General features: G+C 62.9%; 10 protein-coding genes. 9 read left to right on the forward strand and 1 reads right to left on the reverse strand.

Annotated elements, in window-relative coordinates:
• Positions 1 to 98: 98 nt before the first annotated feature.
• The 8 genes from CSV86_RS27540 (at position 99) to hemE (ending at position 12,254) form a co-directional block, all read left to right on the forward strand.
• Positions 99 to 1,349: a type IV pilus secretin PilQ gene (locus tag CSV86_RS27540; protein WP_037059402.1), complete on the forward strand. Its 1,251-nt coding sequence runs from the start codon at positions 99 to 101 to the stop codon at positions 1,347 to 1,349.
• A gap of 4 nt (positions 1,350 to 1,353) precedes the next feature.
• On the forward strand, positions 1,354 to 1,872 hold the full coding sequence (aroK, locus tag CSV86_RS27545; RefSeq protein ID WP_009396827.1) for a shikimate kinase AroK: 519 nt from the start codon (positions 1,354 to 1,356) through the stop codon (positions 1,870 to 1,872).
• A gap of 100 nt (positions 1,873 to 1,972) precedes the next feature.
• Positions 1,973 to 3,070, forward strand: a complete 1,098-nt coding sequence (gene aroB / locus CSV86_RS27550; RefSeq protein ID WP_009396828.1) for a 3-dehydroquinate synthase — start codon at positions 1,973 to 1,975, stop codon at positions 3,068 to 3,070.
• Between the two features lie 16 nt (positions 3,071 to 3,086).
• Positions 3,087 to 4,724: an SPOR domain-containing protein gene (locus CSV86_RS27555; protein WP_009396829.1), complete on the forward strand. Its 1,638-nt coding sequence runs from the start codon at positions 3,087 to 3,089 to the stop codon at positions 4,722 to 4,724.
• Between the two features lie 372 nt (positions 4,725 to 5,096).
• Positions 5,097 to 9,542 (forward strand): glutamate synthase large subunit, encoded by a 4,446-nt coding sequence (gene gltB / locus CSV86_RS27560; RefSeq protein ID WP_009396830.1) that lies wholly within the window; start codon positions 5,097 to 5,099, stop codon positions 9,540 to 9,542.
• Between the two features lie 11 nt (positions 9,543 to 9,553).
• Positions 9,554 to 9,679: a hypothetical protein gene (locus tag CSV86_RS32820; protein WP_283811619.1), complete on the forward strand. Its 126-nt coding sequence runs from the start codon at positions 9,554 to 9,556 to the stop codon at positions 9,677 to 9,679.
• Complete coding sequence (locus CSV86_RS27565; protein WP_009396832.1) at positions 9,664 to 11,082, forward strand: glutamate synthase small subunit GltD family protein; 1,419 nt, start codon at positions 9,664 to 9,666, stop codon at positions 11,080 to 11,082. The genes CSV86_RS32820 and CSV86_RS27565 overlap by 16 nt, the downstream gene beginning before the upstream one ends.
• Before the next feature lie 107 nt (positions 11,083 to 11,189).
• On the forward strand, positions 11,190 to 12,254 hold the full coding sequence (hemE, locus tag CSV86_RS27570; RefSeq protein WP_009396833.1) for a uroporphyrinogen decarboxylase: 1,065 nt from the start codon (positions 11,190 to 11,192) through the stop codon (positions 12,252 to 12,254).
• A gap of 107 nt (positions 12,255 to 12,361) precedes the next feature.
• On the opposite strand, the gene CSV86_RS27575 is transcribed toward hemE, so the two are convergent.
• Positions 12,362 to 13,171, reverse strand: coding sequence for a hypothetical protein (locus tag CSV86_RS27575; protein WP_009396834.1), 810 nt, complete (start codon positions 13,169 to 13,171; stop codon positions 12,362 to 12,364).
• 139 nt (positions 13,172 to 13,310) lie between these two features.
• Here CSV86_RS27575 and CSV86_RS27580 point away from each other — a divergent pair, with 139 nt between their 5' ends.
• Positions 13,311 to 13,664 (forward strand): NirD/YgiW/YdeI family stress tolerance protein, encoded by a 354-nt coding sequence (locus CSV86_RS27580; protein WP_009396835.1) that lies wholly within the window; start codon positions 13,311 to 13,313, stop codon positions 13,662 to 13,664.
• The last annotated feature ends 47 nt before the right edge of the window (positions 13,665 to 13,711 follow it).

A 13,711-nucleotide genomic window follows, 5' to 3' on the forward strand; every position in this document is an offset into this window, starting at 1 on the left:
GCTTGCCAGCGATTACGATGGTGGGCTCACTACCGCAATCGCTGGCAAGCCAGCTCCCACAGGGTCCGTGCAAAACCAATGGATGTGGGAAAACGCGAATGAACAGGACGTTCAGATCATGGCTGTTGTACCTGATGCTTCTGTCACCCGTGGCTATGGCCGACCCCGGCAAGCCACTGTCGCTGAACTTCCAGGATGTCGAGGTCCGGGCCGTATTGCAGGTACTGGCCGACTTCGTCGGGGTCAACCTGGTGGTCAGCGACGAAGTACGCGGCAATATCACTCTGCGGCTGCACGAAGTGCCTTGGGAGCAGGCGCTGGATACGGTGCTGCAGAGCAAGGGGCTGGGCCGGCGGCTGGACGGAAACGTCCTGCTGGTCGCTCCGCTCGGCGAACTAGAGAACGCGGGGCGCCCGGTCTACGGTCCGAGGGAACAGGCGTTCCTGTCGGTCAGCCATGCCCAGGCTGCGGATATTGTCACGTTGCTGCAGCCTTTGCTGGAGGCCGGTCCGGAGGAGGAACCCTGGGGGGCGATCAGCGTCGACGAGCGCACCAACAGTCTGATCACCAGCCAGCAACCGCAGCGCCTCGACACCTTGCGCCGCCTGGTCGGGCAGTTGGACGTACCGGTGCGCCAGGTGCTGATCGAGGCGCGTATCGTCGAGGCCAACGTGGATTACGAGCGAGGCCTGGGCGTGCGCTGGGGTGGTTCAAAGGGCGGTCGCCTCGCTCCGGGAATCGGCGGGGATGATTCGCCAACCTTCGTCGACATGGGTGTCGAACGCGCCACCGCAGGTATAGGATTCGGCCTGATCGGGGACAGCGGCCTCCTGGACCTGGAACTCAGCGCCATGGAAAAATCCGGCAACGGCGAGATCATCTCCCAGCCCAAGGTCCTCACCGCCGACAAGGAAACCGCACGGATCCTCAAGGGTTCGGAGGTTCCTTACCAGGAGTCGGGTGCCAACGGCACCACCTCCATCACTTTCCGCGAGGCTTCCCTTTCGCTGGAAGTCACCCCCAGGATCATGCCTGGCGGCGAAGTGAGCATGCAGGTCAAGGTAACCAAGGACGAACCGGACTACCTGAATCTTCAGGGCAGCGTGCCGCCGATTCGCAAGAACGAGGTCAATGCCCGGGTGCGCGTCGGCGACGGCCAGACCATCGTGATCGGTGGGGTTTACTCCACCAGCAAAAGTAATGTGGTGGATAAGGTGCCATTTTTGGGCGATGTGCCGTATGTTGGGCGGCTGTTTCGTCGCTCTACCGTCCAAGAAAGAAAATCCGAGCTGTTGGTCTTCCTGACTCCGCGTATCATGAATGACCAGGCGATTGCTGTGAGTCATTGATTCTGTGCGAAATTTGATACTTGTTGGGCCGATGGGTGCTGGCAAAAGCACCATCGGCCGCCTGCTTGCCAAAGAGCTGCGCCTGCCTTTCAAGGATTCCGATAAGGAAATTGAATTGCGCACGGGCGCCAATATCCCGTGGATCTTCGATAAAGAGGGTGAACCGGGCTTTCGTGATCGCGAGCAGGCCATGATCGCCGAACTCTGCGCCGCCGACGGCCTGGTCCTGGCGACCGGTGGCGGTGCGGTGATGCGCGACGCCAACCGCAAGGCGCTGCATGATGGCGGCCGGGTCATCTACCTGCATGCCTCGGTCGAACAGCAGGTGGGGCGCACTGCCCGCGACCGCAATCGCCCGTTGCTGCGCACTGCCAATCCCGAGGAAACCCTGCGCAACCTGCTGGCGTTGCGCGATCCGCTTTACCGGGAAATCGCCGACCTGGTGGTTGAAACCGACGAACGGCCACCGCGCATGGTGGTCCTGGATATTCTCGAACGCTTGCAGAAGTTGCCGCCCCGCTGACGCATGACTATCCTCGGCGACCAGTCATGCCCTGACAGGGTACTTTGTTATCACGCGGACCGGGTTTTCGGGGCCGCGTCTTCGTTCTTCGTGGGGATACATGCAGACACTTAAGGTCGACCTGGGCGAACGCAGCTACCCGATCTACATCGGTGAAGGGCTGCTGGAACAACCTGAACTGCTGGCGCCGCACATTGCCGGCCGGCAGGTCGCCATCGTTTCCAACGAGACCGTCGCGCCCCTGTACCTGGAGCGCCTCAGCCAGACCCTCGGTGCCTACAAGGTACTGCCCGTGGTGCTGCCGGACGGCGAGTCCTACAAGAACTGGGAAACACTGCAACTGATCTTCGACGCGCTGCTCGGTGCACGACATGATCGCCGCACCACGGTCATCGCCCTCGGTGGTGGTGTCATCGGCGACATGGCCGGCTTCGCGGCAGCCTGCTACCAGCGTGGCGTGGACTTCATCCAGGTGCCGACCACCCTGCTGTCCCAGGTCGACTCCTCGGTTGGCGGCAAGACCGGCATCAACCACCCGCTGGGCAAGAACATGGTCGGTGCCTTCTACCAGCCCAACGCCGTGCTGATCGATACTGCCAGCCTGCGCACCCTGCCGCCGCGGGAGCTGTCCGCAGGCCTCGCCGAAGTGATCAAGTACGGCCTGATCTGCGACGAGCCGTTCCTCGGCTGGCTGGAAGACAACGTCGAGGCCCTGCGCAACCTCGATGGCGTGGCCCTGACCGAGGCCATCCGCCGCTCCTGCGCGGCCAAGGCCGCAGTGGTAGGCGCCGACGAACGTGAATCCGGGGTGCGTGCCACCCTGAACCTCGGCCATACCTTCGGCCACGCCATCGAAACCCAGATGGGCTATGGTGTCTGGCTTCATGGCGAGGCGGTGGCGGCGGGGACGGTCATGGCCCTGGAGATGTCCATGCGCCTGGGCTGGATCAGTCAGGCGGACCGCGATCGTGGTATTCGCCTGATGCAGCGCGCCGGGTTGCCGGTCGTGCCGCCCGCGGACATGACGCCTGCGCAGTTCATGCAGCACATGTCCGTGGACAAGAAAGTACTTGATGGTCGTCTGCGCCTGGTCCTGCTGCGCAAGCTGGGCGAGGCGCTGGTCACCGACGACTACCCGCAAGAGATTCTTCAGGCCACCCTGGCGGCGGACTACCCCGCCATCGTGGCCCAGCTTTGAGGTCGATGAGAGCCAGATGACTAGTTTGCATGCCGATGAGGCCTTCCTCGGCCACTACCAGCTGAACCACGATCCCTTCGCCGCGCGCGTCCCGGGTTTCAAGTTCTTCCCCGCCCAGCGCAAGCCGGTCCTGGGCCAACTGCATCACCTGGCCCGCTACAGCCAGCTGCTGCTGGTGGTGACCGGCCCGCACGGCAGTGGCAAGACCCTGCTGCGCCAGGCGCTCGTCGCCAGCACCAACAAGCAGTCGGTGCAAAGCGTCGTGGTCTCCGCCCGCGGCGCCAGCGATGCCGCCAGTGTGCTGGCCCAGGTGGCGCAGTCGCTCAACGTGGCAACGGCCGAAGTCCCGGCGATCCTTTCCCAGGTGGTACAGCTCGGCCTGACCGGCCAGGAAGTCTACTTGCTGGTGGACGATGCGGAACAACTTGGCGAATCGGCGCTCCAAGCGTTGCTGGAATTGGCGGCGGGCACCGCCGAAGGTCGCCCCCACGTATTCCTGTTCGGTGAGCCCTCGCTGATCACCAGCCTGGATGCGCTGGAAATCGAAGACGAACGCTTCCATGTCATCGAGTTGCAGCCCTACAGCGAAGACGAAACCCGGGAGTACCTGGAGCAGCGTCTGGAAGGTGCAGGGCGTGGCATCGAGGTGTTCACTGCCGAGCAGATCGCCGATATCCAGCAAAATTCCGAAGGCTGGCCCGGGAACATCAACCAGGTTGCCCGTGACACCTTGATCGAAGCCATGATCGCCAGCCGTTCGACGGCGAAGCGACCATCAGTGGGGTTCTCTATGCCGAAGAAACATGTGCTGGCGCTGTCCGCCGTGGTAATCGTTGCCGTCGGCGCCGCCGTGCTGATGCCGAAGAAGGGCGACCAGCCGAAGACCGCCGCACCCACCGAGCAGGCGCAACTGCCGCTGGGCCAGGGCCAGCCTGGCAATGCACAATCGAACAATGGCGGTCCGGCGATCGAGTTCGCCGGTTCGTCGCAGCCGATGCCACTGCCGCTGGTGGGGCAGTCGCAGCCGGTCATGCGCGGCCCGCTGGCCGAAGCTGCCGGCATGAATGAAGGCGAGGAAGGCGGCCCGGCCGGCAATACCGCCCTGCAGCCGCCAACCGTGACCACCACCGCGCCGCCCGAAGGCGCTGTCGCCGGCCCGGCGCCGACGCCTGCCCAGCCCATCCAGCCGTCGCAGACGCTGGCGTCCGCACAGCCGGTTGCTCCGGCTCACCAGCCTGCCGCTCCGGCAGCCAGCAAACCGGTTGCACCTGCGTCGAAGCCGGCTGAAGTCGCCGTGGCCAAGCCTGCCACGCCTGCAGTCAAACCAGCGGAGAAACCGGCTGCCAAACCGGCCGCCGGCGGCGCTGGCAGTGGCTGGTACGCCTCCCAGGCGCCGGGCAACTATGTGGTGCAGATCCTCGGTACCAGTTCGGAGGCCACCGCCCAGGCATACGTCAAGGCCCAGGGTGGCGACTATCGCTACTTCAAGAAAAACCTGCAGGGCAAGCCGCTCTATGTCGTGACCTACGGCAGCTTCTCCAGTCGCGATGCGGCACTGAATGCCATCAAGTCCTTGCCAGCCAAGGTCCAGGCTGGTAAACCTTGGCCTCGCACCGTCGCAAGCGTCCAGCAAGAGCTCGCTGCGACTCGCTAGTAAACAGCCGATCCAGGTGGCAACCTACCCCCGCCACCTGAAGATCAACCTCTGAATTTCCAGACAGCCTGCTGTGCATGTGCACGGCAGGCTTTTCTGTCCCAGACTGCCGGCCACAAGCCCGTCTTGCAGTCCAGGCTGAAACGCTTCAGAGTGGAGCCAAGCCGTTACCACGGCAATCGCTTAAAAACATTCAAAAATGCGACATGGATTTTCGATGATTCGTCATCAAATTTGTGGGATTCACTGTCGCCGTGCAACAATGGCACCCGTATTGCCCCCGCAAAGCTGGCGTTCGTTCGGCGTGGATGGTAAGTGGTTGAATTAAAAAGATTTGCCTTTGTGAGAGGCGAACCTGGTGAGAAAGTGTCTATGAAAACAGGTCTGTACCATCCCGAAGAATTCAAGGACAACTGTGGATTCGGTCTGATCGCCCATATGACGGGCGAACCCAGCCACCACCTTTTGCAAACGGCTATCGAAGCCCTGACCTGCATGACCCACCGCGGTGGGATCAACGCCGATGGCAAGACCGGTGACGGTTGCGGCCTGCTGATGCAGAAGCCCGACCAGTTCCTGCGCGCCGTCGCCCAGGAAACCTTCGGCACCGAACTGCCCAAGCAGTACGCCGTCGGCATGGTGTTCTTCAACCAGGACGCCGCCAAGGCCGAAGCCGCCCGCGAAAACATGAATCGCGAAATCCTCGCTGCCGGCCTGCAACTGGTCGGCTGGCGCCAGGTGCCGATCGACACCAGCGTTCTCGGCCGCCTGGCCCTGGAGCGCCTGCCGCAGATCGAGCAGGTGTTCATCGGCGGCGAAGGCCTGAGCGACCAGGAATTCGCCATCAAGCTGTTCAGCGCCCGTCGTCGCTCCTCGGTAGCCAACGCCGAAGACACCGACCACTACATCTGCAGCTTTTCGCACAAGACCATCATCTATAAAGGCCTGATGATGCCGGCGGACCTCGCCGCCTTCTATCCGGACCTCGGTGACGAACGCCTGCAGACCGCGATCTGCGTATTCCACCAGCGCTTCTCCACCAACACCCTGCCGAAATGGCCGCTGGCACAGCCGTTCCGCTTCCTCGCCCACAACGGCGAAATCAACACCATCACCGGTAACCGCAACTGGGCCCAGGCCCGTCGCACCAAGTTCGAGAACGAACTGATCCCGGACCTGGAAGAGCTCGGCCCGCTGGTCAACCGCGTAGGTTCCGACTCGTCCTCGATGGACAACATGCTCGAACTTATGGTCACCGGTGGCATCGACCTGTTCCGCGGCGTGCGCATGATCATTCCGCCAGCGTGGCAGAACGTCGAGACCATGGACGCCGACCTGCGCGCCTTCTACGAGTACAACTCCATGCACATGGAGCCGTGGGACGGCCCGGCGGGCGTGGTGATGACCGAAGGCCGCCACGCGGTCTGCCTGCTCGACCGCAACGGCCTGCGCCCGGCGCGCTGGGTGACCACCCGCAACGGCTACATCACCCTGGCCTCGGAAATCGGCGTGTGGAACTACAAGCCGGAAGACGTGATTGCCAAGGGCCGTGTCGGCCCTGGCCAGATCTTCGCCGTGGACACCGAGACCGGCCAGATCCTCGATACCAATGCCATCGACGATCGCCTCAAGTCGCGCCATCCGTATAAGCGCTGGCTGCGCCAGAATGCCCTGCGCATCCAGGCCGACCTCAGCGACGACCAGGGCGTGGCCAGCTACGACACCGACCAGCTCAAGCAATACATGAAGATGTTCCAGGTCACCTTCGAGGAGCGTGACCAGGTTCTGCGTCCGCTCGGCGAGCAGGGCCAGGAAGCGGTCGGCTCGATGGGCGACGACACGCCGATGGCGATCCTCTCGCAGCGCGTGCGTTCGACCTACGACTACTTCCGCCAGCAGTTCGCCCAGGTGACCAACCCGCCGATCGACCCGCTGCGCGAAGCAATCGTGATGTCGCTGGAGATCTGCCTCGGTGCCGAGCGCAACATCTTCCAGGAATCCCCTGAGCACGCCTCCCGCGTGATCCTCAGCTCGCCGGTGATCTCGCCAGCCAAGTGGCGCTCGCTGATGAACCTCGACCGACCTGGCTTCGAGCGTCACATCATCGACCTCAACTACGAGGAAAGCCTGGGCCTGGAAGCTGCCGTACGCAGCATCGCCGACCAGGCCGAGGAAGCCGTGCGCTCGGGCAAGACCCAACTGGTGCTGACCGACCGTCACATCGCGCCGGGCAAGCTGCCGGTCCACGCCTCCCTGGCGGTCGGTGCCGTGCACCATCGCCTGACCGAAAAAGGCCTGCGCTGCGACAGCAACATCCTGGTGGAAACCGCCACCGCCCGCGACCCGCATCACTTCGCCGTGCTGATCGGTTTCGGTGCTTCCGCGGTCTATCCGTACCTGTCCTACGAAGTGCTGGCCGACCTGATCCGCACCGGCGAAGTGCTCGGTGACCTGGACGAAGTCTTCAAGTACTACCGCAAGGGCATCTCCAAGGGCCTGTTGAAGATCCTGTCGAAGATGGGCATCTCCACCATCGCTTCCTACCGTGGCGCGCAGCTCTTCGAAGCCGTCGGCCTGTCGGAAGAAGTGGTCGGCCTGAGCTTCCGTGGCGTGGCCAGCCGCCTGAAGGGCGCGCGCTTCGTCGATATCGAGAACGAGCAGAAGCTGCTCGCTGCCGAAGCCTGGAGCGCGCGCAAGCCGATCCAGCAGGGCGGCCTGCTGAAGTTCGTCCACGGTGGCGAGTACCATGCCTACAACCCTGACGTGGTCAACACCCTGCAAGCTGCCGTGCAGCAGGGCGACTACGCCAAGTTCAAGGAATACACCGCGCTGGTGGACAACCGTCCGGTGTCCATGATCCGCGACCTGCTCAAGGTCAAGACCGCCGACCAGGCCCTGGCCCTCAGTGAGGTCGAGCCGCTGGAAGCCATCCTGCAGCGCTTCGACTCCGCTGGTATCTCCCTGGGCGCACTGTCGCCGGAAGCCCACGAAGCCCTGGCCGAGGCGATGAACCGCCTGGGTGCGCGCTCCAACTCCGGTGAAGGCGGCGAAGACCCGTCGCGCTACGGCACCATCCGCAGCTCGAAGATCAAGCAGGTCGCTACCGGTCGTTTCGGTGTCACTCCCGAGTACCTGGTGAACGCCGAAGTGCTGCAGATCAAGGTTGCCCAGGGCGCCAAGCCGGGCGAAGGCGGCCAGTTGCCAGGCGGCAAGGTCAACGGCCTGATCGCCAAGCTGCGCTACGCAGTGCCGGGCGTGACGCTGATCTCGCCACCGCCGCATCACGACATCTACTCGATCGAAGACCTCTCGCAGCTGATCTTCGACCTCAAGCAGGTCAACCCGCAGGCGCTGGTTTCGGTGAAGCTGGTGGCGGAAGCCGGTGTCGGTACCATTGCCGCCGGTGTCGCCAAGGCCTATGCCGACCTCATCACCATCTCCGGTTATGACGGTGGTACCGGTGCTTCGCCGCTGACCTCGATCAAGTACGCCGGCGCCCCGTGGGAACTGGGCCTGGCCGAGACCCACCAGACCCTGCGCGGCAACGACCTGCGCGGCAAGGTCCGGGTACAGACCGACGGCGGCCTGAAGACCGGCCTCGATGTGATCAAGGCAGCCATCCTCGGCGCCGAGAGCTTCGGCTTTGGCACCGCGCCAATGATCGCCCTGGGCTGCAAGTACCTGCGTATCTGCCACCTGAACAACTGCGCCACCGGCGTAGCCACCCAGAACGACAAGCTGCGCAAGGATCACTACATCGGTACCGTCGATATGGTGGTGAACTTCTTCACCTACATCGCCGAAGAAACCCGTGAATGGCTGGCCAGGCTGGGCGTGCGCAGCCTCGGCGAGCTGATCGGGCGGACCGACCTGCTGGAAATGCTGCCGGGTGAAACCGAGAAGCAGAAACACCTCGACCTCAGCCCGCTGCTGGGCAGTGCCCACGTACCGGCGGACAAGCCGCAGTTCTGCGAGGTCGACCGCAACCCGCCATTCGACAAGGGCGTGCTGGCCGAGAAGATGGTGCAGATGGCGCTCCCGGCCATCCGCGACCTGAGCGGCGGCGAATTCGAACTGGATATCTGCAACTGCGACCGTTCCATCGGCGCGCGGGTCTCCGGCGAGATCGCCCGTCTGCACGGCAACCAGGGCATGGCCAAGGCGCCGATCACCTTCCGCTTCAAGGGCACCGCAGGCCAGAGCTTCGGCGTCTGGAACGCCGGCGGCCTGAACATGCACCTGGAAGGCGATGCCAACGACTACGTCGGCAAGGGCATGACCGGTGGCAAGCTGACTATCGTGCCGCCAGCCGGCAGCCCGTTCGCCACCCAGGACAGCGCCATCGTCGGTAACACCTGCCTCTACGGCGCCACCGGCGGCAAGCTGTTCGCCGCCGGTACCGCGGGCGAGCGTTTCGCGGTGCGCAACTCCGGTGCCCACGCCATCGTCGAAGGCACTGGCGATCACTGCTGCGAATACATGACCGGTGGTTTTGTCTGCGTCCTGGGCAAGACCGGCTACAACTTCGGCTCCGGCATGACGGGCGGCTTCGCCTACGTGCTGGACATGGACAACAGCTTCGTCGACAAGCTGAACCATGAACTGGTGGAAATCCAGCGGATCACCGGCGAGGCGATGGAGGCTTACCGCAGCCATCTGCACCGCGTGCTGACCGAGTACGTCGAGGAAACCGGTAGTGCATGGGGCCGCGAGCTCTGGGAAAACCTGGATGACTACGTGCGTCGCTTCTGGCTGGTCAAGCCGAAGGCGGCGAACCTGAAGAACCTGCTCTCCAGCACCCGGGCCAACCCGCAATAAAGCAGCTGCAAGTGGCAAGCCTCAAGCTGCAAGCGAAGCAGTACGAGGTTTGCCGGGCATTAGTGATCGACTTGCGGCTTGCAGCTTATAGCTTGCAGCTGCTGTATAGAGGTTTTGAAAAATGGCTGAACGTCTGAGTAATGACTTCCAGTTCATCGAAGTCGGGCGCAAGGATCCGAAGAAGAAGCTGTTGCGCCAGCGCAAGAAAGAGTTCGTGGAGATCTACGAGCCCTTCAAACCCCAGCAATCGGCCGAGCAGGCCCATCGCTGCCTGGGTTGCGGCAACCCGTATTGCGAGTGGAAGTGCCCGGTCCACAACTTCATCCCCAACTGGCTGAAGCTGGTCTCCGAAGGCAACATCCTCGCGGCGGCCGAGCTGTCGCACCAGACCAACACCCTGCCGGAAGTCTGCGGCCGCGTATGCCCGCAGGACCGCCTCTGCGAAGGCGCCTGCACCCTGAACGACGGATTCGGCGCAGTGACCATCGGTTCGGTCGAGAAGTACATTACCGACACCGCTTTCGCCATGGGCTGGCGTCCCGACATGTCCAAGGTCAAGCCGACCGGCAAGCGCGTCGCCATCATCGGTGCCGGTCCTGCCGGCCTTGGCTGTGCCGATATCCTGGTGCGTGGCGGCGTGACCCCGGTGGTGTTCGACAGGAACCCGGAAATCGGCGGCCTGCTGACCTTCGGCATCCCCGAGTTCAAGCTGGAAAAGACCGTGCTGAGCAATCGTCGCGAAGTCTTCACCGGCATGGGCATCGAGTTCCGCCTCAACACCGAGGTGGGCAAGGATGTGACCATGGAACAGTTGCTCGAAGAGTTCGATGCAGTGTTCATGGGCATGGGCACCTACACCTACATGAAGGGCGGCTTCCCTGGTGAAGACCTGCCTGGCGTGCATGACGCCCTGGACTTCCTGGTCGCCAACGTCAATCGCAACCTGGGCTTCGAGAAGTCGCCGGAAGACTTCATCGACATGAAGGGCAAGAAGGTCGTGGTCCTTGGTGGTGGCGATACCGCGATGGACTGCAACCGGACCTCGATCCGCCAGGGCGCCAAGGCCGTGACTTGCGCCTACCGCCGTGACGAGGCGAACATGCCCGGCTCGCGCAAAGAGGTGAAGAACGCCAAGGAAGAAGGCGTGAAGTTCCTCTACAACCGCCAGCCGATCGCCATCATCGGTGAAGACAAGGTCGAAGGCGTGAAGGTGGTCGAGACCCGTCTCGGCGAGCCGGACGCCCGTGGCCGTCGCAGCCCCGAGCCGATCCCGGGCTCCGAAGAGATCATCCCGGCCGATGCCGTGGTCATCGCCTTCGGCTTCCGTCCGAGCCCGGCGCCCTGGTTCGAGCAGTTCGATATCCGCACCGACAGCCAGGGTCGCGTGGTTGCTCCGGAAAAAGGCCAGTTCAAGCACCAGACCAGCAACCCGAAGATCTTCGCCGGTGGCGACATGGTCCGTGGTTCCGACCTGGTGGTGACGGCGATCTTCGAAGGCCGCAATGCGGCGGAAGGGATCCTGGATTACCTGGGCGTCTGAAAAATCTATTGACCCAAGGCATCCTGATAGACAAAAGGCACGGCTAGCACCGTGCCTTTTCTTTGTGCGTCTGAGAAAATGCCCGCACTTTTTTTCCGGATGCCGACATGACTGCCTTGAAGAATGATCGTTTCCTGCGCGCGCTGCTCAAGCAACCTGTAGACGTCACCCCGGTGTGGATGATGCGCCAGGCCGGCCGCTATCTCCCGGAGTACCGCGCCAGCCGCGCCAAGGCCGGGGATTTCATGAGCCTGTGCATGAACCCGCAATTCGCCTGCGAAGTGACCCTGCAACCGCTGGACCGCTACCCGCTGGACGCGGCGATCCTCTTCTCCGACATCCTCACCATTCCCGACGCCATGGGCCAGGGCCTGTACTTCGAAACCGGCGAAGGCCCGCGCTTCAAGAAAGTGGTCAGCAGCCTGGCCGACATCGAAGCCCTGCCGATCCCCGATCCGCAGAAGGACCTCGGCTATGTCATGGACGCGGTCAGCACCATCCGCCGCGAGCTGAATGGCCGCGTACCGCTGATCGGCTTCTCCGGCAGCCCCTGGACCCTGGCCACCTACATGGTCGAAGGCGGCTCGTCGAAAGACTTCCGCAAGACCAAGGCCATGCTCTACGACAATCCCCAGGCCATGCACCTGCTGCTGGACAAGCTGGCGCAGTCGGTCACCAGCTACCTCAACGGGCAGATCCTGGCCGGGGCGCAAGCGGTGCAGATCTTCGACACCTGGGGCGGCAACCTCTCGGCCGCGGCGTACCAGGAATTCTCCCTGGCCTACATGCGCAAGATCGTCAGCGGCCTGATCCGCGAACACGAGGGGCGCAAGGTGCCGGTGATCCTCTTCACCAAGAACGGCGGCCTGTGGCTGGAAAGCATCGCCGAGGCCGGTGCCGATGCCCTGGGCCTGGACTGGACCTGCGAGATCGGCGACGCCCGCCGTCGCGTGGGTGACAAGGTCGCCCTGCAAGGCAACATGGACCCGACCGTGCTCTACGCCAAGCCTGAAGCCATCCGCGCCGAGGTGGCGCGCATCCTCGCCAGCTATGGGCATGGCACGGGTCATGTGTTCAACCTGGGCCACGGCATCACCCCGGAAGTCGATCCGGAGCATGCAGGCGTGTTCATCAACGCGGTGCATGAACTGTCGGCCCAGTACCACGGCTGACTTTGTGGGAGCTGGCTTGCCAGCGATTGCGGTAGCGAACCCACCATCGTAATCGCTGCGGTTCGGCGGTCCGACAAGCCAGCTCCCTCAGGTTTAGGCGTCGCCAGTTAGTTTGGCTGCACCCTTTGATCCTTCGGTTCGTAATAGAACACCGGCGTCCTGGTCAGGTCGATCTGCACGATGGGAATGAATTTCCCGGTCGCGGCCATGAAGCTGTCCTGCATCTGCCGAGCCCTTTCCAAGCCTTCGCCGCTGTAATACAACGCCTCCAGCGGCAGCTTGTCGGGGATGTTCTCCGGCCACGGCGCAATGACCACCTCATTCCAAAGCGTACGATGCACTGGGTGCGGAAAGTGCTGACGCACCTCAATGCTGAACTGGAACCACTGCGCCGTTGGCTCGAAGTAGCAAGCTTTGGTTCCGGTGTACTCGGCAAAGTGCGCCTGCCAGGTCGGGATATCCACCACACCGCTCAAATGACACGGCAGCGGGAACTGCTCGGTTCCGCAGCTCTCGATACGACTGTCAGTAGCGGCATTCAGCGGAAACACGCACCTTACCGTCAGCGGCTGCTCGCTCGGCTCGCCCAGCGGGGCCATGATCAACCCCGAATCGCCCGCCAACCGTTCGTTGCCAACATCCTTGCGGATATAGGAGAAGGACACGCCCTTGCGCTCGACATTTTCCGGGCTGGGGTTCCAGAACGCCGGGTTGGACGTGTCACGGATGGCGCGGATGATGACGCCGTTGCAGTTGATCGCCGCGCTGCCATCGCTGCATTCCGGTCGAATATCGTCGAAGCGCTGTTGCAGGCGCAGGACAACGCTGCGCCCTGGGTCATCGGCGCTGACGGCGCAGGGGATCTGCAGGAACAGCGCAGTGAGCAGGCAGAAGTAACGCAGGGAGTTTGTGAGCATGTCGATGTCCTCGTGGAGGAGGAATCATCAAGCCATGCGCTTCGAATCAGGCACAACTGACAGAAATATCAGGTTTAAGCTTCAATTCAGCCTGCCTGGGTAATCTGATCCCATCAAAACCTGCCAAGGAATCAGAACCATGAAAACCCGTTACCTCGCCCTTATCCTCGCCCCCCTGTTCAGTACCGCTGCCCTGGCTGCCGGCACCGGCTACACCGGCCCAGGTGCGCAGAGCGTCACCAGCGTGGTCGCCGCCAACGATGCTGCGGACGACACTCCGGTGGTGCTGACCGGCTATGTGATCAAGAAGGTCAACAACGACGACAAGTACGAGTTCAAGGACAACACCGGCACCATCACCGTCGAGATCGACGACGAAGACCTGCCGCCCGTGGCGTTCAATGACAAGACCAGGGTCAAGCTGACCGGCGAGGTGGAAAAGCACCTGATGTCGCGGGAAGTGGATGTGGATATCGTCGAGATCGTGAACTGATCTGCGCCCTTAAGGGTTGCACATAACCTGTGGGAGCTGGCTTGCCA

Source organism: Pseudomonas bharatica CSV86 (assembly GCF_000319305.2).
Classification (GTDB): domain Bacteria; phylum Pseudomonadota; class Gammaproteobacteria; order Pseudomonadales; family Pseudomonadaceae; genus Aquipseudomonas; species Aquipseudomonas bharatica.